The 24,070-nt window shown below is 37.0% G+C and carries 20 protein-coding genes; 2 read left to right on the top strand and 18 right to left on the bottom strand.

Annotated elements, in window-relative coordinates:
- Positions 1–63: 63 nt before the first annotated feature.
- The 14 genes from ABD005_RS05780 to ABD005_RS05845 all read right to left on the bottom strand — a co-directional run bounded on the left by ABD005_RS05780 (position 64) and on the right by ABD005_RS05845 (position 17,117).
- The gene (locus ABD005_RS05780; RefSeq protein WP_343816076.1) at positions 64–3,201 is read right to left on the bottom strand and encodes an efflux RND transporter permease subunit; all 3,138 of its coding nucleotides are present in this window, start codon (positions 3,199–3,201) and stop codon (positions 64–66) included.
- Between the two features lie 18 nt (positions 3,202–3,219).
- On the bottom strand, positions 3,220–5,034 hold the full coding sequence (locus tag ABD005_RS05785; RefSeq protein WP_343816079.1) for an efflux RND transporter periplasmic adaptor subunit: 1,815 nt from the start codon (positions 5,032–5,034) through the stop codon (positions 3,220–3,222).
- Positions 5,031–6,491: a TolC family protein gene (locus tag ABD005_RS05790; protein WP_343816081.1), complete on the bottom strand. Its 1,461-nt coding sequence runs from the start codon at positions 6,489–6,491 to the stop codon at positions 5,031–5,033. The genes ABD005_RS05785 and ABD005_RS05790 overlap by 4 nt, the downstream gene beginning before the upstream one ends.
- Positions 6,491–7,015 carry a DUF411 domain-containing protein gene (locus tag ABD005_RS05795; protein ID WP_343816083.1) on the bottom strand — a complete coding sequence of 175 codons (525 nt, stop codon included), beginning with the start codon at positions 7,013–7,015 and terminating at the stop codon, positions 6,491–6,493. Before ABD005_RS05795 ends, ABD005_RS05790 begins: the two co-directional genes overlap by 1 nt.
- Positions 7,016–7,163: 148 nt before the next feature.
- Complete coding sequence (locus tag ABD005_RS05800; protein ID WP_239104490.1) at positions 7,164–7,550, bottom strand: CopL family metal-binding regulatory protein; 387 nt, start codon at positions 7,548–7,550, stop codon at positions 7,164–7,166.
- Between the two features lie 380 nt (positions 7,551–7,930).
- Positions 7,931–8,263: a DUF6488 family protein gene (locus ABD005_RS05805; protein WP_343816089.1), complete on the bottom strand. Its 333-nt coding sequence runs from the start codon at positions 8,261–8,263 to the stop codon at positions 7,931–7,933.
- A 48-nt stretch (positions 8,264–8,311) separates the two neighbouring features.
- The gene (locus ABD005_RS05810) at positions 8,312–8,866 is read right to left on the bottom strand and encodes a hypothetical protein (protein ID WP_008109960.1); all 555 of its coding nucleotides are present in this window, start codon (positions 8,864–8,866) and stop codon (positions 8,312–8,314) included.
- A gap of 57 nt (positions 8,867–8,923) precedes the next feature.
- The gene (locus tag ABD005_RS05815) at positions 8,924–9,622 is read right to left on the bottom strand and encodes a HupE/UreJ family protein (RefSeq protein WP_008128610.1); all 699 of its coding nucleotides are present in this window, start codon (positions 9,620–9,622) and stop codon (positions 8,924–8,926) included.
- Entirely contained in the window at positions 9,615–12,761 is a 3,147-nt protein-coding gene (locus ABD005_RS05820) for an efflux RND transporter permease subunit (RefSeq protein WP_343816094.1), read from the bottom strand. Before ABD005_RS05820 ends, ABD005_RS05815 begins: the two co-directional genes overlap by 8 nt.
- Before the next feature lie 9 nt (positions 12,762–12,770).
- Positions 12,771–14,006 (bottom strand): efflux RND transporter periplasmic adaptor subunit, encoded by a 1,236-nt coding sequence (locus ABD005_RS05825; RefSeq protein WP_343816097.1) that lies wholly within the window; start codon positions 14,004–14,006, stop codon positions 12,771–12,773.
- Positions 14,007–14,008: 2 nt separating this feature from the next.
- Positions 14,009–15,361, bottom strand: a complete 1,353-nt coding sequence (locus ABD005_RS05830) for a TolC family protein (RefSeq protein ID WP_343816100.1) — start codon at positions 15,359–15,361, stop codon at positions 14,009–14,011.
- Positions 15,362–15,395: 34 nt separating this feature from the next.
- A complete protein-coding gene (locus ABD005_RS05835) occupies positions 15,396–16,301 on the bottom strand; it encodes a M56 family metallopeptidase (protein WP_343816103.1) in 906 nt (301 codons plus the stop codon).
- 59 nt (positions 16,302–16,360) lie between these two features.
- The gene (locus ABD005_RS05840) at positions 16,361–16,750 is read right to left on the bottom strand and encodes a BlaI/MecI/CopY family transcriptional regulator (RefSeq protein WP_343816106.1); all 390 of its coding nucleotides are present in this window, start codon (positions 16,748–16,750) and stop codon (positions 16,361–16,363) included.
- A gap of 91 nt (positions 16,751–16,841) precedes the next feature.
- A complete protein-coding gene (locus tag ABD005_RS05845) occupies positions 16,842–17,117 on the bottom strand; it encodes a metal/formaldehyde-sensitive transcriptional repressor (protein ID WP_343816108.1) in 276 nt (91 codons plus the stop codon).
- 92 nt (positions 17,118–17,209) lie between these two features.
- Between ABD005_RS05845 and dmeF the strand changes: the two genes are divergently transcribed.
- Both dmeF and ABD005_RS05855 read left to right on the top strand, forming a co-directional pair.
- On the top strand, positions 17,210–18,118 hold the full coding sequence (gene dmeF / locus ABD005_RS05850) for a CDF family Co(II)/Ni(II) efflux transporter DmeF (RefSeq protein WP_343816111.1): 909 nt from the start codon (positions 17,210–17,212) through the stop codon (positions 18,116–18,118).
- 104 nt (positions 18,119–18,222) lie between these two features.
- Positions 18,223–18,762 carry a manganese efflux pump MntP gene (locus ABD005_RS05855; RefSeq protein ID WP_343816114.1) on the top strand — a complete coding sequence of 180 codons (540 nt, stop codon included), beginning with the start codon at positions 18,223–18,225 and terminating at the stop codon, positions 18,760–18,762.
- 760 nt (positions 18,763–19,522) lie between these two features.
- Here the strand turns inward: ABD005_RS05855 and ABD005_RS05860 are convergent.
- From ABD005_RS05860 to ABD005_RS05875, 4 genes are all read right to left on the bottom strand, one after another.
- Positions 19,523–20,566 carry a hypothetical protein gene (locus ABD005_RS05860; RefSeq protein ID WP_343816117.1) on the bottom strand — a complete coding sequence of 348 codons (1,044 nt, stop codon included), beginning with the start codon at positions 20,564–20,566 and terminating at the stop codon, positions 19,523–19,525.
- Between the two features lie 316 nt (positions 20,567–20,882).
- Positions 20,883–22,853, bottom strand: a complete 1,971-nt coding sequence (locus ABD005_RS05865; protein ID WP_343816120.1) for an LTA synthase family protein — start codon at positions 22,851–22,853, stop codon at positions 20,883–20,885.
- Positions 22,854–22,934: 81 nt separating this feature from the next.
- The gene (locus tag ABD005_RS05870; RefSeq protein WP_343816123.1) at positions 22,935–23,615 is read right to left on the bottom strand and encodes a substrate-binding periplasmic protein; all 681 of its coding nucleotides are present in this window, start codon (positions 23,613–23,615) and stop codon (positions 22,935–22,937) included.
- A gap of 89 nt (positions 23,616–23,704) precedes the next feature.
- Positions 23,705–24,070 carry a diacylglycerol kinase gene (locus ABD005_RS05875; RefSeq protein WP_343816126.1) on the bottom strand — a complete coding sequence of 122 codons (366 nt, stop codon included), beginning with the start codon at positions 24,068–24,070 and terminating at the stop codon, positions 23,705–23,707.

Genomic DNA, 24,070 nt, shown 5'->3' on the forward strand with positions numbered 1-24,070 from the left:
CAAGCCTAAAAACAACATCAACCACCGATGAAGTTTCCGGCTAACCTTCAACGTTTTCATGATCTATGCCTTGCTCGAAACATTTTTAATCGATGACGAACGCCACAAATAAAATAATGCAGGTAGAACAAGTAAAGTTAAAATCACCGCACTTAGCATTCCACCAACCATAGGTGCTGCAATACGACTCATCACTTCAGAACCAGTACCTGTGCCATATAATATTGGCAATAAGCCAACGATTATAGCTGCTGCGGTCATCATGACAGGACGTACACGTAAGCCTGCACCATGTAACACCGCTTGAAGCACATCAGCCTTCGTTGTTGAAATATCCTTTGACTGATGATCATTAATCATTTCGTGATAAGCCTGATTCAAATAAACCAACATAATCACACCTATCTCAACAGCAACCCCCGCTAGCGCGATAAAACCAACACCTACAGCGACAGAGAAGTTGTAGCCTTGGATATACATCAACCAAATACTACCCACCATAGCCAAAGGTAGAGTTCCCATGATCATTGCCACTTCAATAACATTTCTGAAGTTCAGATAAAGTAGAATAATAATAATGAACAAGGTTAACGGCACTACATAAGTCAATTTAGCTTTGGCACGTTGCATATACTCATATTGACCAGCCCACGCAATTGAGTAGCCAGCAGGAAGTTTTAGCTTATCTTCAACAACCTTTTGTGCATCAACAACGTAACTACCAACATCCACACCTTCAATATCGACAAATGCCCAACCATTTAATCTTGCATTTTCTGACTTTATTCCCGGAGGGCCGTCTTCAACGAGCACATTCGCAACATCGCCTAATGAGATCCTTTGCCCATTTGGTGTCACTATTGGTAGCAAAGATAATGTTTCAGGCGAATCACGATAGTCTTGTGGGTAACGTAAACTCACTGGATAGCGCTCTAAGCCTTCAACAGTTTTGGTGACATTCATACCACCAATGGCCGTAGCAACAACCTGCTGAATTTCGCTAATATTTAAACCATAACGAGCTGCTTTAGCGCGTTGTATATCAACTTTAACGTAACGCCCACCAGCTACACGCTCTGAATATACTGATGCTGTTCCAGGTACATCTTTCAAAATAACTTCTAATTGTTTACCGATGTCCTGAATTACCGATAAGTCAGGTCCTGCGACTTTAATACCAACAGGTGTCTTAATACCCGTAGCTAACATATCAATACGTGTTTTTATTGGCATCACCCACGCATTAGTTACCCCAGGGAGCTTAACTAAACCATCTAGCTCTTTTTTCAAACTCTCAGTAGTAACACCTTCTCGCCACTCTGAACGAGGCTTTAATTGAATAAAAGTTTCAATCATTGTTAAAGGCGCTGGATCAGTAGCAGTTTCCGCTCTACCTACTTTACCAAACACAGTTTTAACTTCTGGAACTGTTTTAATCAGCTTATCCGTTTGTTGTAACAGTTGACGTGCTTGCCCTATCGAAATACCAGGATAAGTTGTAGGCATATACATTAAGTCACCTTCATCAAGTGGAGGGATAAATTCACTACCAATCTTGTCAAGTGGATATATACCAATAGCAAGAACTGCCAATGCTGCTACTAAAGTTGTCTTTGGAAAACGTAATACCGTTTTTAGAGCAGGCATATAGATAAAGGTTAAAAAGCGATTCACCGGGTTTTTATGCTCAGGTAAAACCTTACCCCTTATAAAATACCCCATCAGTACAGGGACTAATGTAATCGCTAATGCCGCTGATGCTGCCATTGCATACGTTTTAGTAAAGGCAAGTGGAGCAAACATTCGCCCTTCTTGAGCTTCCAAGGTAAAAACAGGAACAAAACTCACCGTAATAATTAACAAGCTAAAGAATAGAGCAGGACCAACTTCACTGGCCGACTCCACTACTATTTTCCAGCGGTTTTCATTAGTTAACGGTGTTTTTTCCATGTGCTTGTGCATATTTTCAATCATTACAATAGCACCGTCGATCATGGCACCAATCGCAATTGCAATCCCTCCTAGCGACATAATATTCGCATTAAGACCTTGCATATGCATAACGATAAATGCCGTCAATATCCCTACAGGTAAACTCACAATGGCGACTAGTGACGAGCGGACATGAAATAAGAAAATGATACAAACTAGCGCCACAACGCCAAATTCTTCTAATAGCTTATAAGCTAAGTTATCAACAGCCCTTTCAATTAATGCAGAGCGATCATAAACAGGAACAATTTCAACCCCTTCAGGTAAACCTTTCTTCAGTTGCTCTAGCTTTTCTTTAACACCATTAATGACTTGCTGAGCATTTTCTCCAAAGCGCATAACGACGATACCACCAACAGTTTCTCCTACACCGTTAAGCTCAGCGATACCTCGACGCATTTGTGGGCCAGTCCCAATATCTGCAACATCTTTTAGTAATAGAGGTGTGCCATTTTCATTTACTCCTAAAGGTATATTCTCTAAATCTTCAACACTTTTGAGATAGCCAGTTGCTCTAACCATGTACTCGGCTTCTGCCATTTCAACAACAGATGCCCCGATCTCTTGGTTACCTTGCTTAATAGCCATTTGAATATGTGAAAGAGGGATCCCAAATGCTCTTAATTTTTCAGGATTAATTCTTACTTGGTATTGCTTAACCATACCGCCAAGTGCAGTAACTTCTGATACGCCAGGGACAGTTTGCAATTCATATTTTAAAAACCAATCTTGTAAACTGCGCAATTGACTTAAGTCTTGTTGACCCGTTTTATCAACTAAGGCGTATAAATATACCCAACCTACGCCTGTAGCATCAGGTCCTAATTGCGGTCGTGCATTGCTGGGTAAGCTAGGGGCTACTTGACTTAAATATTCAAGTACTCGCGAACGCGCCCAATACAAATCTGTATCTTCATCAAAGATGACATACACGTAAGAGTCACCAAAAAAAGAATAACCTCGAACAGTTACAGCGCCAGGAACTGACAGCATTGCAGTAGTCATCGGATAGGTAACCTGGTCTTCAACAACTTGTGGGGCTTGACCAGGGTAACTTGTTTTAATAATTACTTGCACATCAGATAAATCAGGCAGTGCATCAATAGGCGTTTTATTAACAGAATATAAACCAATGCCTACGAGTAAAAAGGTAGCGAGTAATACAAAAAATCGATTACCAACGGACCAACGTATTATAGAAGCAATCATAATAATCTAACTCCTATATTAGTGGTTTGAATGATCAACAACAGGTGCTTCTAATCTAGAAGTTTCACCCTGTTCATCACCTTGCCCTAGTGGGGCAATTTCAAAAATTACAAAATGTTCACCACGCACTTCAAAAGTAAACTTAACTTCCATCCCCTCAGAAAGTCCTTCAAGGCTAACATTGTGCCCTGTAATGAAATCTAAAGTAGCCGCAGGTCGCCCCCATTTTTCAATAGCAGTTCGACTAATGTTAACCATTCCATGATCAATCATTAACGAATTAATTGTTCCAGTAACTGTCGCTGACGAGTCATCTGACACTTCTTCAGTTACTTGGCTTGTATCACTTTCACTCATGTCGTCAGGAACATGGATGTTGCTAATTTTATAATCACCATTATCTTCTTTTGTCACTTCAACATGTAAACTCATTCCTTCACTAAGTAATGAGAAATCGACACTGTCCGATGCTATGAAATCCATCGTCATTTCTGGCCATTCCCATTCAGGTATCGCCTCATGAGCTAAAGTTAACATTTTATGATCTGCCATCATGCTCTCTATAGAAGCTTGAACCCAAACAGAAGAAGGCATTGAAGCATCCGCTTCATCAACATCGCTATTCATTCGCTTGAAGTCTGAAGATTTACTCGATTCTGAATCTAATAAGAACTGTGCAGAACTAACAACTTTTTCCCCATCACGCACCCCTTCAAGTATCTCAACACTTTCGCTATCGTATCGACCTACAGATACTGCAACCGATTTAAAACTCCCCTCACCTAAGGCGAGAACAACTCTATCTTGGTTTCCTGTTCTAATAAGTGCTTCTTTAGGGATCAATAAAGCTTGTTCGTCACCTGTTGTGTGAATCGCAATTTGAGCAAACATATTTGGTTTGAATTCGCCTTCTTCATTTTTAAAACGAAGACGTACTTTCACAGTACGAGTTTTTGCATCTAGTGTTGGGTAAATATAATCAACTTGTCCTTGCCATTTTTTTCCTGGTAAGTAATCAAGAGTCATGGTTACTGGGGTGCCTGTTTTGACTTGACCCGCTTGGCGTTCAAAGACTTCAGCTTCAACCCACACTTCCGATAAATCACCAATTGACATTAAAGTAGAGCCAGGCTTAACAAAAAATCCTTCACGTATTTTTAAATTTTCCACCACGCCATTTTGTGGAGAATAAAAAGTAATTGTTTGCTGTACTTTCTTTGTTTTCTTAAGTTTTACTATTGATGATTTTGGAAGTTGTAATGCTGACAATCGATTTTCAGCAGCACTAATTAATCGGCTATTTTTACGATCTAATGCCAATAATAATTCTTCTTGGGCATTAACTAATTCAGGGGAATAAATTTCATAAAGGGGTTGCCCTTTCTTAACAGGATCTCCAATAGCCTTAACATATAGCTTTTCAATCCATCCTTGTACTCGTGGATGGATATGAACTAACTTATCTTCATCATAAGTAACATAGCCAACTGTATTTATTTCGGTGTGCAATGATTTATAACTAACTATTGCCGTTCTTACACCGAGGTTATTTACAACATCAGGAGAGATACGAATGGTTCCGGGACCTTCATCAGGTCCTTTACCACCATCGTCGTATACAGGTACTAAATCCATACCCATTGGTGATTTCCCTGGCTTATCTCTTTTGTAGTTCGCGTCCATTGGAGCTACCCAATAAAGCGGCTTCTTTTCAGCCGTTACAACAGAGCTTGCTTCTCCACTATTTGTCGGGGCCATAAAACTATAAACCCCAAATGTTAAAAAGCCACCGATAACCATGCCAATTACTATTGGCTTAATATTGTTGTTCATTTTTCTTCTCCCGAAATAACAGTGAAACCACTATTATTTGATAAATTCATATTATTGTTACTAACGACAGGATCTATGCTGCCTATAAAAAGGTAATTAAGTTCTAGTAATAACTTCTGCTCTTCTACATTAAGCGTTAACTCATCTATTTCCGCATTTAATACAGCGATTCGTGAACGAACCACTTCGGCAAAATCACCATCATCATTGGTGTAGGCTGTTAACGAAGCTTCAGCTTGGTCGTGGATTTGAGGCAGTAGCTTGTCTTTGTATAAGTTCTGTCTATCTTTCAATCGAAGTAAGCGCCCTTTGGCACTGGAGTATGATGCGAGTAATTTTCTCATCAATAATAGTTTTTCAGTTTTTATTGCTTCTGTTTTTGAAATAGCTGACTTAACTTCTTTGTCCTGTCTATTATCTGTAAAAAGCGGCAAGTCAAAAGTAACCCCTACAGAGAACAAGTCCGCTCGACTATTTCCCATTGGATCATCATCACGGTAACCATAACTAGCATTTACTCCCCACTCAGGTTTGTATTTTTGCTTTGCCAATTTGATTCCAGTTTTTGTTGATTTAATTTTCTTTTCAACTGCAACAAGTGAAGGGTGGTTAGCAATATACTTAGCCAGTTCACTAGGGCGTAACCAGCTATTATTTAGAACTATATTGCTATTTACTAAGTCAATCTGAGGCAATTGCTTAGTCAAAACAATATTATGGAGCTGAAAATCATCATCTACATAAGTTTCACTTTGAGAATTATTCTCAATAGAAAATTCTGCTAACCATTGAGACAACATACCTTCAAAGCGGTTTTGTTGTTGACCTAAAACATCTAACCGATCTTCTAACCTTGTAAGCTCTAATTGCGCTCTTACGATATCTTGCTGTCTTGTTTTACCTAAAGCAGACGAATAACTTGCTTCTGCAATATCCGCTAACTGTTCAAAAAGCGCTCTGTTTTTTTCAATTAAAGCAATACTTTCTTGAACTCTGTATGCATTCAACCAAAGGCTACCAACAGTAACAGCTACTTTGGATTCTCGATCTTTTCGTTGATACGGGAATGATTCACTTTCAATCTTGAGTTGTTCTCGCTTAATCAATAATGTATCCCCACGAGGAAACATTTGAGATATACCCACTTTCGCTTGAGTCATACCCTCTTGCCCGAAATCAAACCCATTAACAGGTAAGTTTGCTAAACCAAGCGAAACTTTTGGGTCTGGTAATGTACCTACGGCTGTACTCATCGCTTCAATAGCAGCTTGCTTATGAATATTTCCCGTTAACCATGGGTCATTCTTCTGCGCAGACTTGATAGCTTTTTCAAAAGTTAAGGCTGAACTAGAAGTAATAGTAGGAATATCAGCAGAATTTGCAGTTAGCACTGTAAGAGCTAACATACCTGCACAGCATTTCACGCTTAAACTTCTGATATCTTTTAATTTATTCATTAAAACTGCTCCTCATAAGATTGAACGCTGGCATAGACCTCATAAGCGCCCCCTTTCTTAAGTAATAACACTTTATAAGGTTGAAATTTATCCCCTACTTCCATACCGGGAGTTCCCGCTGGCATTGCAGGAACAGATAATCCAATAACATCGTCAGCGTGTTTTTCTTTTAAAAATTTATGAATAAATTTGGCAGGAACATGCCCTTCAAATGCATAACCATCTTTTGATATAGCGGTATGACAAGAACGGTATCGAGGCTCTATTTCTTTCTCTTCTTTAACCGCTGTAAAATTTTGATAATTATGGACTTTTGATTCGAACCCTTGCTCATTTATATGGCTAACCCATTTTTTGCAGCAACCACATGTAGGACTCTTATAAACCTCTAAAAGAATAGGATGAGGTTTAGCATTTTGTGTTTTAGATGAAGTCACTGAAACTTCTTCTTTTGAACAACTTGCAATAGCAATGACTAAAGTAAAGGCTGCAACAGCCTTTAACGTGAATTTTTTGGAAAACATAACCCCCCCAAAGGGATATCAATTAATATTTGAATTGATTAGGTTATTCTTGATTTTGCTTAAAAATACTTAAACGCAGAGATCAAAAAGCCTAATACAGATAATTTTCATATAAGTGAGCCAAATTTTAGGCACAATTATTCTGTATTTAGCTTAGTATTGGAGGTCTATATAGAGATGATGATGATTGACTTTGAGCCAAGTTTGAATATGAGAATATTTTTGATGATAAATCAATAAAGAGACTGTCACCTGTGTCTTTCATTAGTGTAGCGATACTTGAGCAACCCCCAGTAAAACAACTACAACTTTTCACACAACAGTCATCTTCTGCTTCATCTGAATCATCAGATGAATGACTCATCATTGAATGGTCACTATGGTCCATCATTGACATATTTTGCATTTGCTCCTGCCCACTATTTCCCTTCATACTCATCATATGATAAGACATAACAGTAGACGCAACCGCTTGACCAACAAAGGTCAAACAGACTAGCAGTACCATTAATGTTTTAGAGAAATTAGAATTCACAGCTAACCAACAAAATATTTCAATTAATTACATACTCGCATAACAAGCTCTATTTTTCAACAAATTAATTTTAAAAAAGTGAATGACTTGGTAGCCACTTACAAGAAAACATTAATTCTATTAAAGTCTTTAATATCCGATCATAAGACTACGATTATCATAGATATTTGATGCTTCTAAAATATTTCCCTCTCAAAAGTTTACAGATAGTTTTCATTACGTGAACTAATTCATAACCATCAATGCCTGCCAAGTGTAGTCAGCGACTTAAAATATACTTTGAGGTTTATAGCAATCCAATAAATTGAAGCTTAACGTCTAAACATAATAATCTCTGAAAATAATTTCTCTGTGCTCATGTATGTTTTTAATATTACAATTCAAAACTTAGCTTCTGAGTTAACCTGTAGCAATTCACCACTCATCGTCATCAAGAAATAAATTACTTTATTGTTGTCTTTATTAAATGCACTGACTTTGTAGCGATTATCCTGAGCTGCATATAGCTTAAATTCTTCCGTAGTTAGAGCCTTCCAACTTTCATCTAACTTACCAACCTTGTAGCCCAAATCCTTAAAGGTGAGTTTCTGCGTTACTTTGATGGCTACTTGTATCGCGTCTTTTGCACTGCTCATTTTGTGATCACCATGCGCAAATGCTATTCCTGTATTTAACATTAAACCGACAAATAGCATTACGATTAAATTTTTCATTTATGACTCCACTAAACTTTCTAAATAAACACTGATAATAAAAGATGATTATTTGAGTCCATGCTCAACATATTCACCATTAACTATTAATTGGACCTTTACAGGAGCATCTGAGGTGTTCTTCCAATACCAACCGTGTGAGCCTTCAAATGGTGCGGTAAAGCTCCCCTTCATTTCATCTGATGTTGCTATGGCATAACTTTCAAAATACCCAGTGGTGTCCCCTTTTGGCTCACCATGTAAATCGAAATACAAAACAGAGCCATCGGTTATCCATTCATAAGTCAACTTTTGATATTGCTCCATCGTAAATTTGTATTCAACGCCTCTTCCCGCAGGAACAACAACCTCAATTGTTTCAGTGGTAGCCTTACTCGTGGTAGTTGATGGCTCAGTTGAAGTCGTTGCTTGTGCATTATTAAATACGGTTAAACCAAGCTTATTACCCATGCCCGTTGGGTCAATATTATATTCTGCTGGCAATATCACTGTGATTAATGTGATAACAGCAAAAACAAAACTAAATATTGTGTATTTAAGTAATTTACTATTGGTCAATGTTACTTCCTGCGTATTTACTGCTTGAGTGTTAGTTTGTTGCATGTTTTTCTCTTCTCTTAATTCTTTATTTTCGTTAATTAACTGACTGTAAAATTTCGTTTAGCTGATAAAGTAGCCTGTTAATTGAAAGCCAATCAACATAAACCCAGCACTCATCAATAAGCAGTTGGTATTGGTCGCAAAGCGATTAAAACTATTGTGCTTTCGCCAGTAGTTTATCAATAATAAAATAAATGCTAATGCACTGAACTGCCCCAATTCAACACCAACATTAAAAGCAATTAAATTGGCAATTAATCCGTCTGACGGTAATTGAAATTCTTGAAGTTTAGTAGCTAAACCAAAACCATGAAATAAGCCAAAAATCAGTACCGCAGTTTTGGGATTAGGCGTAAAACCTATTGTTTTCTTAAAGCCGCCTAAGTTATCAAAACCTTTGTAGACAACAGAAAGTCCAATAATGGCATCGATTAAATAAGCATTTACCTGAATGTCATTAATAACGCCAAAAAGTAATGTTAGGCTGTGCCCTAAGGTAAACATACTGACATAGAGCAAGACATCACGACTCTTATATAAAAAGAACAACACACCGACGAGGAACAATAGGTGGTCATACCCAGTAACCATATGTTTTGCACCTATATATAAAAATGGAATGATCTGCACTCCAGTATTGCTTTGTAAAAAAGCACGCGTTGTTTCATCTACGCCATGAGCAAATGCTCCCACGGGCAACAATATGGAAATTAGAGCGATAAGGCTGATTAAGCCGTATCGCTGGGAATAATTAAACATTAACAGTTTCCTTTGTGTGGGGTGTTTTAGTAAAGATTTCTTTGTGGCTATGTAATAAACGATATAAAGCAGGAAGCACAAATAGCGTTAAAATTGTTGATGATATAATCCCACCAATGACCACTGTAGCAAGTGGGCGTTGCACTTCTGAGCCAATTCCTGTGTTAAGCGCCATTGGTACAAAGCCTAGCGATGCAACCAGCGCTGTAGTTAATACGGGTCGAAGTCTAGTCAGCGCACCATCAATAATGGCGGTATCTAATGCAACACCTTCTCGTCGAAGTTCTCTGATAAAGGACACCATAACTAAACCATTTAATATTGCTATGCCTGACAATGCGATAAAGCCAACGGCTGCCGAAATTGAAAAGGGAATATCCCGTATTAATAAAGCGAAAATACCGCCAGTCAACGCTAAAGGAACACCCGTAAAGATGATCATTGAATCTTTGAAAGAGCCAAGTGCTAAGAATAATAAGCCAATGATCATGATCAGTGTAATAGGCACGACAATTGATAGCCTTTTAGAAGCAGATTGAAGCTTCTGATAAGTGCCACCATATTCAATCCAGTACCCTGAAGGCACTTCAACTGAACTCTCTATTGAAGCTTGAATATCTTTAACGAAAGAACCTAAATCTCTTCCCCTAACATTGGCGGTAACAACAACTCTACGTTTACCATTTTCCCTATTAACCTGGTTTGCCCCTTCTACTAATTCAAGTTCAGCAACTTCTTGCAAAGGTACATACTGGTCAGCTTGTATTTGTATGGGTAAGTGAGCCAACGCATCAACATCACTTCTAAGATTTTCAGGAAGACGAACAACAATATCTGCTCTTCGATCACCTTCATAAAACTTACCAGCGCTTGTTCCACCTAAGGCCGTAGCAAGCTGGTCTTGTAGGGCTTTAATGCTAACGCCATATTTTGCTAATTGCTCGTGATTAGGATTGATCGTAAGCATTGGCAAACCTGTTGTTTGCTCAACTTGAACATCAGCAATTCCTTCAACGTTAGCAATGGCCGTGTTAATGCTTTTACCTAATGCCGTTAGTGTTTCAAAGTCATCACCAAATACTTTAATGGCAAGTTCAGCTCTTACACCTGCAAGTAGCTCATTAAAACGCATTTGTATTGGTTGAAGGAACTCATATCTGTTACCGGGAATGGGTTCTACTACTGCTGCTAACTCTTCTACAAATTGGGCTTTAGCTTTTGTAGGATCAGGCCATTCACTACGTGGTTTTAATATAATAAAATTATCAGCAACACTTGGAGGAACAGCATCAGTGGCAACATCTGCTGTACCAATTTTTGCAAATACACGTTCTACTTCAGGCATCTGCGTAATTTTTTCTTCTAAAACTTTTTGAAGTGCAACGGCTTGTGTTAGTGATGTACCTGGAATACGTAAGGCATGCATAGCAATATCACCTTCATCTAAGTTAGGTACAAATTCACTCCCTAATTTATTTACGGAAAATCCTGCATAACCAACAAGTGCAACAGCTAACATCACGACAAACCAACGAATTTTAAGCGCAAAAGTTAGCGTAGGACGATACACCGCAAGTGATGATTTCATAATAATATTTTCTTTTTCTTTCACTGGGCCTTTAAATAAAATAGCGATTGCAGCAGGTACAAAAGTGACAGATAGAAGCATTGCACAACACAAAGCAATCACGACAGTAATGGCCATAGGATGGAACATTTTCCCTTCAACACCTGTAAGTGCAAAAATAGGTAAATACACCGCTGTAATTATGAAGACACCGAATAGTGCTGGACGAATAACTTCCCTAGTCGCATCAAATACCAGTGATAAACGTTCATTTAACTCCATTGAACGCCCATTTGAAGAGGCAGCACTCAGTCGTCTCATGCAATTCTCAACGATAATAATTGCACCATCAACGAGCAAGCCAAAATCAAGTGCTCCTAAACTCATTAGGTTTGCACTCACTCTTGTTTGTACCATGCCAGTGATAGTCATTAACATGGCAAAAGGAATGACAGCAGCCGTAAGTAATGCTGCTCGCATATTACCGAGTAGAAGGAAAAGCACGACAATAACGAGCAATGCGCCTTCGAACAGATTTGTTTTTACCGTATCGAGGGTTTTTTCAACTAACTTAGTTCGATCATAAACAGCAGTAACAGTGATACCTGTCGGTAAACTTCGTTTTATTTCTTCAAGTCTTAACCCAACTGCTTTAGCGACTTTTTGGCTATTTTCCCCGATGAGCATAAAGACCGTGCTCATCACCACTTCTCTACCGTTTTGTGTCGCTGCACCTGTTCTTAACTCTTTCCCTTCTTTTACATTGGCAACGTCAGATATACGGATCACGCTACCGTCAGTCGTTTTAACAGGGATTGTAGATAGATCACTTATCGTTTTTGCTTGCCCTGGAATACGAAGCAGCCACTGAGCACCATTTTTTTCTATAAAACCAGCACCTTTATTATCATTATTATTTTCAATTGCTTGGATAACATCTTGTTGAGTAACACCAAAAGCTAATAATTTTTTAGGCTCAAAAGCGATCAAGATTTCACGCTTAAAACCACCAATAGGGTTAACTTCAACTACGCCTTGCACTTGCATTAACTGAGGACGAATAATCCAGTCATGTACAGTTCTTAGGTCCGTAGCCGTGATTCGTTCACCTTTATCATTAAGTGCCTCAGGCTCAGCATCAACAGTAAACATGAATATCTCACCTAACCCGGTTGCAATTGGGCCAAGTTCAGGCTCTAAACCAGTCGGCAAATCAGATTTAGCTGAAACTAATCGTTCATTTACAAGCTGTCTTGCAAAATAAATATCCGTGTCATCGCTAAAGATTGCTGTCACTTGTGACAGCCCATAACGTGAGACTGATCTTGTACTCACTAAGTTAGGTATGCCAGCTAACGCAGTCTCCAACGGATAAGTAACCCGTTGCTCAACTTCAAGTGGCGTATAGCCTGGAGCTTCCGTATTGATCATGACTTGCACATTAGTTATGTCAGGTACAGCATCAATAGGTAACTTGGTAAAATTCCAAATACCCAAACCTGCTAACGCAAGCACGGCTAACATAATGATTGAGTTTCTACGGATAGAAAATCTAAGTAAATATTCGAGCATAATCAATCCTTAATGATCGTGTGAAGCGCCAGACTTTTCAACATCAGATTTGAGGATGTAACTATTTTCAGTCACGTATTCAGTGCCTAAGGAAATACCACTTAGCACTTCAATTTCTTCACCTACAGCTCGACCTAACTCAAGCATTCTTACCTCATATTCATCTCCGACTTTGGCATATACAACAGTAAAATCGCGGAAGCTTTGTAATCCACTGCGCTTTACTGCCATAGGTACATCGTATGAACCAATTTCAATCGCGGCACTAACAAATGCTCCTTCTGACAACGCAGAATCAGCATTATTAACGACTACACGAAATAGCTTCGCCTGATCATCTCTGACTTTTAGAATACGGCTCTCAACCGTACTTACCTGCTTTTCTTCAACACCATTAATCGTTATCGTGGTTTTTGCACCAAGACGCACGGTTGGTAAGTCTTTTGGAAAAACAGCTAACTGGGCAATTAATGTTTCATCATTGGTAATTTGTAGCAGGGAGCGGCCTTTAGATTGTTCGCCTGAGGTAACGTTAACGGTACTAACAATTCCATTTTGAGCAGAAAATACTTTGTACGACTGAAGACTTTCATTACTTTCAACCGTGAGTAGTAATTGACCTTTCTTAACTGACTCTCCTAGCTTTACATTAACTTTTTTAACTAACCCGTCAAAGCGAGCATAAACATTACTCGTTGCATCAGCAGGTAGAACTAACTTGCCATAGACTTGAACTGTTTCATGAAATGTTGATGGACCAACAATTTCAGTCGAGATTTCCATTGCTTTTGCTACATCTTCAGCAATTTTTGTCCGACCTTCAAAGTTGTCATACTGCCAGTTGAAGGTTTTACCCTGATATTTTGCAGTGAGTGAAACCATAAATGAGTGCGGTTCATAGATAACCATGTCACCTCGAAGATATTCGCCTTCTTGGTAGAAATTTATATCGTCTATGCCATCACCCAATCGAGTCAACTTTACATTAAGGTCAACCTTTGACGGATCAATTGCTTTTCCGTCTGTTGATGCCCATACACGAAATTCAGGAGGGACGCCTGTTTCAAAGATTGAGAGTTCAATGGCAAAATCACCATCACGCAACATTCGTCCACGGTTGGGACCTTTTTCAGGTTCGGTTTCTTCTACCTTCGGCTCTGAAACCGCAAAGCTTGGGAAGCTTGCACTTATGCTAACAAGCCAGACGGTGCTTATTAAGGCTAATATTTGAAATGTTGGTTTCATGATTATTTCTCTTTCTTGTCTTTATTAATGGATAAAATGGACGTTCCGGTTAAACGTTCAATTTCAATATTTTTTAAATGTGCATTTTGATAAGCAGCTATCAAATCAGATTGAGCATTGAGTAGGGCTTTCTGGGTGTTCATCCATTCGGTATAGCTATATTTACCAACGTTATATGCTTTTTCTGCCTCTTTAAAAGCTTGCTCCAAAACAGGGATAATATTGTCAGATACCGCATGAATGACATGTTGGCTATGCTTCAATTGTTCGATAAGAACATATAACTGAGTATTGAGCTTATGAACTAACGCTAACGACTCTGTTTCTAATTGACTTTGAGAGGCTCGCAAGGCTTTTATTTTTCCTTCATTTCGATTCCCATCACCAAAAGGAATTGAAATTCCAGCAACTAAGCCGAAATCATCAGTTGTTTCATATCGACGTAAGCCTGTTGAAAATTGCCATAATGGTTTGCTTTCAATGCGTGCAAGCTCTATCTCAGACTGGGCAATTCGCTGTTTTGTTGCAAAAAGATTCACTGAGGGGGTTTGTCTAAGTTTCGTAAATAAAGAATCAAAATTGGTTACACTTGGTAAAGATAATAATGAACCCACTATCATACTTTTCTTATGCCTATTATTTTGATTTACTCCTTTAATTTTCTCACCCCATTGTGCAAATAATTGGTACTTACTTGCATCAACTTCGTGAGTTAAATCCTCAACTATCAACTCACGATTAGCTACCTCAACCTGAGACTTTAATTTATCTACTAAAGAGGACTTCCCTGCTTTTACGCGTTTACTTATTGCTTCAAATGAATTATTCGCTTGCTTAAGACTAAATTGAGCTAACTTCAATCGCTCATTATTGACAAGAACTTGTATAAAGTAACGTGCCGTTTGTGCAGCTAAATCCAAAGCTTTAACTTCACGCTCTAAAGCGACTGTAGAGCCATATTGTTTAGCTGCTTTTATTTTACTCTGTACCAATCCACCATCTAATAACCAAGAAATAGAAAGTGTTGATTGTGCACTCTTAAAGCCGCTGTGCTCCCCTGTACCTAAAGCATCTTCAATGGTAAAACCAATTTGTGGTCTAGATTGAACCCCTGCCTGTTGAGCATAGCCAGAATACATCTTGGCTTGAATGGCAAATGATTTTAGCTCAGGATGCATATCTATTGTCTGTGCAATAGCTGAACGCAAATCAACCGTTTGCAAAGGAACTTCTTGGGCAAATGCAATTGTTGGTATGAATGGCATCAGCACCAATAAAACATTCCGACGAATCCTTACAAAAAACCGACCGCCAGTCGGTTTTTTGTAAGAGCATATATTAAAATAAAGATTCATTATCAGTACCTTAGAGTAAGATTTTAATTAGCGGTTAATGAGTAAAAAGCGTTTCAATAACGTGATGTAGGCTATCTACAGACGTTGTTGAAATTAGAACTAAGAGGGGTATTGCAATCACAACACCTCCCGTGGGAAATGGTCTGAACTGTTTATCACTAAGCAAATGAAGCACTCTTTGTTCAATAGAATGACGACAGAAATGAACAAATAATTCACTATTATATTGTGGATGAATAGAGTAGCTCGCAGCCAATTTAGTAAACTTTACTAAGGTACTTGCAACGTTATGTGATTGTTGCTGATTTTCGGCATAAAAAGAATCAGCGGCTTGCTCCATAGATAGCGACATCATGGAAATCAATAACTGTTTAACATTATTAGCGAAATAAGCTGAGAAAAATGAGAAAAGCCATTTATTTAATGGATCAAAATAATGAACATGAGCTAACTCATGCTGAATAATTATTTTTATATCATCAGCGCTTGTTTGCTCAACAAGACTCGTAGATATAAAGCATGATGGCCTAAACACACCACCAGTGAATGCAATAGGTATAGATGATTCAATGAAATAGACTTGCTTACTATTTTCAATCCCTAATACACGTAACAAATTAATTTGATGATGATTACGATAAAGAGGAGTTATTTTTCGTATAAAAATATACAGAGTAAAACTGGTAAAAATAAGTAAACTAGCACTATGCCAGCTCATAAAATAGAAAATATCAGGATGGTGCCAATGAGCAAGGTCTGTCAACCAAACAAATATTGAACCGTTTTGAAATAGTGGACTAAAAAAGAGTGTGGCACATAAAGATATCAGCCACGGAGCAAGCACGAATAACCATAATAATGATTTACGAGTTGATACCGCATAGTGTTGCAACTTACTTTTGACTAACCAAAAAGTAATTGAGACAAATATGTTAGCCACGATAAAGGCTAAAACCCCCACCGTGAGCAAATTAAATACTAATGCCCATTGGCCATAAATCATTTTTCAGAATTCTTATGTATTTTTTGACGTTGTTGTTCAATCATTGCTTCCAATTTATCTAGCTGCTTTTCATCTAGATCTGATGAAATAGAAGAGAAAGCAGCAACAACACTATTTTCATCTTCAGTAACAAAATCATGAGTAATACTTTTAATCAACTGACCTATCAGCTCTTGCCTTGCAACTTTTGGAAAGTATTGATAAGCGTGGCCGTTTTTTACCCTACTTAACAAATCTTTTTTAAACAAGCGTTCTAGCGTACTTTGAATGGTATTTAGAGATCCGCCTCGGTCTTTTTCAAAATAGCTATGCACCTGCTTGGCATCAGCAGGTTGATTTTTCCATAGATATTCTAAAACTTGTTTTTCTAATTCACCGAGTAACATAAATTTCAATCGCCATTTTTTAAGTAATAGGATAGTGCCACACAAAAAACCGAGAGGCAATCGGTTTTTCCGATTTGTTTCATTAAGAGTTCTATTTTAAGTAGCTTTTAAGAATGGAAATAACATCTTCTACTTCCTCTAATCGTTCCTCTTTTGTCATATCCTCTGCACCTAAATGCTCCCTCAAATGATCTTCTAATACCTCCTTCATCAGCCCATTAACCGCACCTTTAATCGCAGCTACCTGTTGTAGGATTGCCATGCAATCTGGATCTTCTTCTAGAGAAGACTCTATAGCAATAGCCTGACCTTTTATTCGTCTTACACGACTAAGAAGTTTTTTCTTACCTGAAATTGTATGCGACATGTTATTCACCTTGATCAAATATAGTGTACTGGGGTACAGTATATAAAAATAATTAGATAGATGCTAATTTATAAGCATCATTTAGGAAGATAATGAAAAGTGACAATAGCATTCAATGGGAACATTCCCATGATTTCGGCCTTGAGAGTAAGGGCAATGAAAGCAAAGTGAAAATTGTTTTTTGGTTAACAACTGTCATTATGGTACTTGAAATTACCGCTGGAACTTGGTCAGGCTCTATGGCCCTGCTTGCTGACGGATGGCATATGGGAACCCACTCAGCAGCATTTCTCATTACAATTTTTGCTTATTCATATGCTAAAAAACACGCAAATAATAGAGAGTTTAGTTTTGGTACTGGCAAGGTAAATTCATTAGGTGGTTTCGCCAGTGCTATTGCATTAGCAATTGTCGCATTGATGATGATTATTGAATCTTTGCAGCGGTTATTGGAGCCACAATCAATTCATTTTAACGAAGCTATTATTGTGGCAATCATCGGCTTAATTGTTAACTTCGCTTCTGTTTTTGTTTTACATGAAGATCATCATCACCATCATGATGAGCATGGCCACCACGATCACGACCATAATATGAAAGCAGCCTACTTTCACGTACTTGCTGACACGCTAACCTCTTTATTAGCCATTGTTGCTTTATTAGTAGGGAAATATATCGGTTTATTATGGATGGACCCATTAATGGGAATTGTAGGTGCAATAGTCATTTTTCGTTGGTCTTATGGGTTAATTAAGGAATCCAGTGAAGTTCTTTTAGATAAGTCTGTGAAAAAGCCAACTCTCGATAAGATTTCAGATGCATTAAGCAAAAAGAACACTGTGATCAACGATATTCATGTATGGAAAATAGCGACAGGTCATCAAGCAGCCATACTTAAAGTGACATCTGGTGAACCATTAGATTCTGAAGAATATGAACGTATTTTAAAGGAAATCTTGCCACAACTCTCACATATCTCTATTGAAATACGCCATGATTAAACCTAAGGGGATTTGTTAGCATGGCTATTGGCTACTACTTAACTTTAACCATTATGGTTGGAAACACTTACCTTTTATGACAAATATTAACTGGAGTATATTACATGTTTGAAGTAGTAGTTCTAGCATTAGCATTGAGCATGGATGCATTTGCAGTATCTATAGGATTAGGCTCAAAGCGAATAAAGCAGACTAACTCTCTTGCTATAATTGCAGGTCTATATTTTGGCTTTTTTCAAGGTGTGATGCCTTTAATAGGGTATTTGGGCGGAAAAGGTGTTTTTGGCTGGGTCGAAGCATATGCACCTTGGGTGGCATTTTTTCTTCTACTATTAATTGGCAGCAAAATGATCTACGAATCAGTTTCTGATGGCATAGAAAAAGATATTGCTAACATCACTCATAGGGTGATGTTAGTTCTCGCTATTGCAACGAGCATAGACGCAATGGCCGCTGGATTTTCTCTTACAATACTAGAGGTAAACCCCCTTCTTTCATGCGCTTTAATTGGAGTTACTACTTGGTTTTTTAGTTGGGTAGGAGTGTTTGTTGGCGCTAGAAGTGGGACCTGGCTAGAAAGTAAAGCTGAACTATTAGGCGGTATAACCTTAATATTAATTGGATTAAAAATGTTGCTTATATAATTGCAAACCTTTTCTCCATACACAATATTAATAAAAACCACCTGCTAAGTTGAAAAAGTGTTTTTTACTGTACTTACCATCCTCTCTCAAATCGACCAATTGCTTAAATTGTTTTGCATAATCATCAGTTGCATTGGTATTCTTTCATAACATATTAAAAATATCTTGTGTGATCCGACTCAAATAACAATCTAGGCACCCTACCCAATATCTGTCACCCAACTCACTTACCAAATATTTTACAAAAGTAGTTTGCTCTTACTATCCAATATGTTCTGATATGAAATTACTGAATTTATCTTTTGAATATCTGATCTCTTCACTTAAAGCTATTTTCAATACTCGGCTGATTTCATCAGCAAACTTATCTGTTTTTCTGTTGACGGACAAATAATCTGAGGTATTGATTCAATAACAAATTTAATCTATCACTTCTTCATGGTAATGCTGTCAAATTATCCATTCACTTTGTGTGCAGTTGAATAAAGCGCCATAGGCTGTAGCTGAAATACTTTTCTCAATTACAATCATTAACACTTATTGTAATTTATATTGATTTCGAGGTGATCTTTCATTTACGCCTCTAACAATAGCTGTCATATCTAAATGACCTAACGCATTGTTACTAATAATGCTTTGATAAGTATTTTCAAAACAAGTAACGAAATTGCTTAATTCGCCTTAGGAGCAACAAAAGTAAATCACTCATTTCGAGCATTATCAATTGACAACTCTGTTGATTGCTATTTCAATGATTCATTCATATAGAATTCTCCAAGTAATCCATATCACAAAATGGTCGAATATTTGCGGAGAAATATGATTGATGAAGAATGATTGGGAATTTTCGTGCGTCTTTATGGTTAAGAAGTGTTTCTTTAACGCCATTACTAAATTCACAATAACTGATCATAGATATAGCCGGAGCTTCAACGTGAATGCACTCTAATACTAGTCTTTGCTGATCAAAATTAAATATAAAAACCTGTTTCTCTGGAATATTTTTAATTGATACCTTGAGTGTTGGTAAATTACTATCGATTTCTTCTATTAAGCTTGGAGATAAAGGAAAACCATATACCGCATACCTTTTGCCCTCAATACAATATACATAAGGGACTTCATCATCACAAAGTGAATCAAAATTAGTAAAAAAGTTAACACTATTTAAAAACCAACTTTTATGATCTTCTATAAACGGCAATTCAGATATGCTAATTTCTGTATCTTCGTTATCCTGTTTTAAATTTTTAACTAACGGTTTATCTAAATTATTTTCTCTAAAATTTTTCGGATAAAATGTAGTGGCAATTAGTCGAAAAGCAATTTGATTAATTATGAAATCACAATAAAGAACGGATTCGTTATTGCTCAACGTTTTAAAATAAGGTTTCCAGTCAAAACTAAACTCACTTGGCGCTTCAATAATGTATTTCGATTCATCTCCTAAACCGAATAGCTCATAAAGCATAGAAATCAATCTAATCTTGCTTACATTAATGACTACCATTGCTTCGAGTCGTTTTGCCATGTATTCAATGCTTTTGTGTAGATCATCAATAAGTAATTGATCTTCACATTCACAGATCAGAAGGTACTTTAACCAGTGATGTTGAATTGTCCCGAATATTTTCGCATCGCACACTACTTGAAAAAGTAATTCAGTTAAAGAATCATAATTAGGTGTGCAATAGATTGCCCTGGCTAATAAATCTTTACCATGAGCTTGAGGTAGATTGAGTGAGTTAGAGAGAAATTTCGATTGAAGTCTCAATTTGTGATTTAAGGTAAGAGCTGAAATCATCTAGTTATCCATAAATTAAAACAAACAACAGCCTACTAACGCCTTGTTTATTAATTATGAAAACCAAATTTTTACGGATGCTCTGCTTCATCGTTCATACTTAATTATAAATATGTGTAGGCATAGGCTGTCCGTTCAGCCTTAATTGCCAATATAAATGAGTGCAATGTTATTGTAAATAGTAAACAATTATACGTATCTGTATAATTTAAAAGGACTTTAATTTATTTTCCCTTTAAAATCAGTTATTTCAATACCAAAAATTTCAACTACAATATTTTCATTCATTTTTGTATTTTCAACCCTTTGATGACTCCTAGTATTCACTAGAGGAATACCAATGGTTTTTATAAGCTAAACTTCCCCACAATACATGTGCCAATGCGACTTCTGTATGTTTTGAGTTAACTTGTTGTGGAGATAGTTTGTTTTGTTCATAATTATATTTAAAATTTAGAGGTGCTTTACTAGGTTGAAGTATAGTTACTTCATCTTTCGTCATATAAGCGAAATTTTCTGCATACTGCATCATGGCTCTGTTTGATGCATTTGGGTTTGTCAGGTCTTGCCCTAACATGGGGGAATTGTTATCTATGCCCATTAAAGAAAGAAGCGTTGGAGCTAGATCTATTTGGCTAATAACTCTCTCATCAGAAATTGATGCTTTACCAGAATTTAAAATAACACCGGGTATATGGAAGTTTGTAATTGGTACTAATTCCGTACCGTAAGTTCTAGCATCGTGATCAGCTACAATGAGAAATACTGTGTTTTCCCAATATGGTTGTGTCTTAGCTTTTGCAATAAATTCTCCTAAAGCATAATCTGCGTACTGAATGGCTTTATGGCGAAGTAATTCTTTACCATTATATTGCTTTAATTGTTCATTATTGTATTGGATTGGTGAAATAATTCCATCAGGGATCTCAAAGGGGTCATGGTTACTTGAAGTAAATATAAAACTAAAGAAAGGCTTTCCTTGGTTATGAAGCTTGGTCAATTCGGTATCAGCTTGATTAAATAGATCACCGTCACTCGCACCCCAAGAGGCAACAAATTGAGGGTTTTTAATATCGTCAAAGTCAACTATGTCGGTAAAGCCATTTCCTAAAAAGAAACTTTTCATATTGTCGAAATGACTTTCTCCACCGTAGATAAATTGAGTTTCATATCCATTTTTGTTAAGTAATGATGCGATAGTAAAGAAATCCTTTTGTGACTTATCTAGTTTTACAACAGCTCTAGATGGCGTTGGCGTAAACCCAGTAATTACCGCTTCTATTCCTCTAACGGATCGAGTTCCTGTTGCATATAGGCGTTTGAATGCCCAGCCTTCCTGATTTAATTTATCTATCTCTGGAGTCAATGGAATACCACCTAAAGATGATACATATTGAGCACCCAAGCTTTCTTCAAGAATGATAACTAAGTTTTTAGGTTTACCTTTATAACCAGGTAACCTAGTAGCTAGCGATGGTAATTTGTTACTTTTAAAGCTATCAGTGGGTAGTCCTGTTGATTGACGGACCAGCTCAATGATTCTGTTTTCATCCATCTTACCGTATAACTTTGCCGCATTTTTTTCATCACCAAATTGATTAAGCGCATAAGCAACACTGTATGTTGAGTTTAAGGTGAGTGAATTAATTAGCGGATCAGTAGAGAAATAAACTAAGGCAGGGTTGATAGGTCTATGGCCTAGTGTGCCTCGCGCAGCGATAATAATGACTAAAACGAGTATGAAAGAAGCGACAATTCTGTTTATTACTTTAGTATTTGGTATATTTTCATTGCTTGTTACAAGATAATGAGATAATTGCCATAGTTTTTTTATAGGTAATAATAATAAAGTAAATACAACAACTAATGTCACTAAATGGCCATTGACTAGCATTCTGGTTACTTCATCAGGGTAAGCCAAATATTCAATAAATAGCCTGTTAGGTCTAAAGCCATATTCATTGATAAATGCAGGTGTCGCTAATTCAAAAAACAGAATAACCATATAGCAGACCAAAAACCAAATTCGCAAAGCAAGTGACCAATAATCTTGAAACCGAGTTTTTGACATCCAAGGGTGCAACAAAGCAGGAATCGCACATAAGTAACCAACGCTACTTAAGTCTATACGGAAGCCACTCGTGAGGAGGTTCCAAATACTTCTAAAATCATCAAATCTATCAAATTGCCAGATAGCGAATCCAGACCTCATCAAGGTTAGAAACGCTATGATAGAAAATGAAAATAGGAAAAATGGTCTAATAAAGCTGTAGATAGAAGTATACATCGCAATTCATTTGAGTAATAAAACGATGTTTACTGTATTAGGTGAAACTTAAGAATTACTTAAAATAGACTTAATTTTGATTTAAAAATGAGGAAAATCTAATTTTCTTAAAGCAGAATTAAATTTATTAACATCAACTTTGTTTTTAGTAAAAGCTAAATAGACAGGTAGCTCATATCCTTCTATCACTAAAGTGCTAAAATTGTCTTCAATTGATTTTGACTTAAGTATGTATTTTCCTACCTCATAACTAGTTACAACTGCTCCCAATCTATTTAAACGGAGCATCTCAAACAATGCCTCATTTGATTGAATCTTACGTATGTTTGCCGTCTCAAAATTCTGTGGAAGTTTTACTTCTTTATGCAGATTTATCCCCCGGTGAACACCTATTTCTATCTCTGTGAAATTTATATCTTCAAACAATACACCTTTAGTATAAAAAATAGCGACCTTGGTAATGTGCATTGGGATTGAAGTGAACTCTAAATACTCCTCTCTGTCTTTGAATTTACCAAGAGAAAAGTAACAGTCGTAATTCCCTTTTGAGATCTCGCTTTTTAGTCTTGACCAAGGGAGATTGTCTATGGAAAAACTTACATCTAACTTATTAGACAACTCATAAATAATATCCATATCTAAACCACTGAAGGTATTATTTTTTGGGTTATAAATCGTATAAGGAGGGTAGTGAGTGGTGGCACACTTTAGCGTACTGTGACCAAAAGAGTTAAAAGAAACAGAAAAAAAGACGAACGTCATAAATTGATAACTCCCAAAAACTTGCCATATTTTGGATATTATGCTCAATTTACACTTTATTTTTTCCAAGTTAATCATCTCTCACTAGTTTATAGCAATATTATAACCCAAACCCCACTACTTATTAAAATACAAATTAATACAGCGGCAGATCCTAAATCTTTAGCTAAACCAGATAATGGGTGTATTTCTAGACCAATACGATCAACTATGGCCTCTATAGCCGTGTTTATTATCTCGGTAAAAATAATAAAAAGTACAGAGATTATCAGTATTAACTGCTCTTTTAACGTAATCTTGAATAAAAAGGTTAACGGAATTGAACAGATAAGTAACATTAACTCTTGCCTGAATGCAGCCTCATTCTTTAATAACCATTTGAATGCTCTTGTTGAATTTAATGTTGCTAGATAAATTCTTTTAAGACCTTTAGGTTTATTTTTATTATCAAACAC

Origin of the sequence: Colwellia asteriadis, from assembly GCF_039523295.1 — a bacterium.
In the GTDB taxonomy this organism is placed as follows: domain Bacteria; phylum Pseudomonadota; class Gammaproteobacteria; order Enterobacterales; family Alteromonadaceae; genus Colwellia; species Colwellia asteriadis.

What these genes read in the sequence shown, in the direction of transcription:
- ABD005_RS05810 (WP_008109960.1), bottom strand. Translation starts at nt 8,866, where the DNA reads ATGCAACAAACTAACACTCAAGCAGTAAATACGCAGGAAGTAACATTG.
- ABD005_RS05825 (WP_343816097.1), bottom strand. Translation starts at nt 14,006, where the DNA reads ATGAAACCAACATTTCAAATATTAGCCTTAATAAGCACCGTCTGGCTT.
- ABD005_RS05795 (WP_343816083.1), bottom strand. Translation starts at nt 7,015, where the DNA reads ATGTTTTCCAAAAAATTCACGTTAAAGGCTGTTGCAGCCTTTACTTTA.
- ABD005_RS05840 (WP_343816106.1), bottom strand. Translation starts at nt 16,750, where the DNA reads ATGTTACTCGGTGAATTAGAAAAACAAGTTTTAGAATATCTATGGAAA.
- ABD005_RS05785 (WP_343816079.1), bottom strand. Translation starts at nt 5,034, where the DNA reads ATGAACAACAATATTAAGCCAATAGTAATTGGCATGGTTATCGGTGGC.
- ABD005_RS05830 (WP_343816100.1), bottom strand. Translation starts at nt 15,361, where the DNA reads ATGAATCTTTATTTTAATATATGCTCTTACAAAAAACCGACTGGCGGT.
- ABD005_RS05815 (WP_008128610.1), bottom strand. Translation starts at nt 9,622, where the DNA reads ATGTTTAATTATTCCCAGCGATACGGCTTAATCAGCCTTATCGCTCTA.
- ABD005_RS05855 (WP_343816114.1), top strand. Translation starts at nt 18,223, where the DNA reads ATGTTTGAAGTAGTAGTTCTAGCATTAGCATTGAGCATGGATGCATTT.
- ABD005_RS05860 (WP_343816117.1), bottom strand. Translation starts at nt 20,566, where the DNA reads ATGATTTCAGCTCTTACCTTAAATCACAAATTGAGACTTCAATCGAAA.
- ABD005_RS05780 (WP_343816076.1), bottom strand. Translation starts at nt 3,201, where the DNA reads ATGATTGCTTCTATAATACGTTGGTCCGTTGGTAATCGATTTTTTGTA.
- ABD005_RS05805 (WP_343816089.1), bottom strand. Translation starts at nt 8,263, where the DNA reads ATGAAAAATTTAATCGTAATGCTATTTGTCGGTTTAATGTTAAATACA.
- ABD005_RS05790 (WP_343816081.1), bottom strand. Translation starts at nt 6,491, where the DNA reads ATGAATAAATTAAAAGATATCAGAAGTTTAAGCGTGAAATGCTGTGCA.
- dmeF (WP_343816111.1), top strand. Translation starts at nt 17,210, where the DNA reads ATGAAAAGTGACAATAGCATTCAATGGGAACATTCCCATGATTTCGGC.
- ABD005_RS05820 (WP_343816094.1), bottom strand. Translation starts at nt 12,761, where the DNA reads ATGCTCGAATATTTACTTAGATTTTCTATCCGTAGAAACTCAATCATT.
- ABD005_RS05870 (WP_343816123.1), bottom strand. Translation starts at nt 23,615, where the DNA reads ATGACGTTCGTCTTTTTTTCTGTTTCTTTTAACTCTTTTGGTCACAGT.
- ABD005_RS05865 (WP_343816120.1), bottom strand. Translation starts at nt 22,853, where the DNA reads ATGTATACTTCTATCTACAGCTTTATTAGACCATTTTTCCTATTTTCA.
- ABD005_RS05845 (WP_343816108.1), bottom strand. Translation starts at nt 17,117, where the DNA reads ATGTCGCATACAATTTCAGGTAAGAAAAAACTTCTTAGTCGTGTAAGA.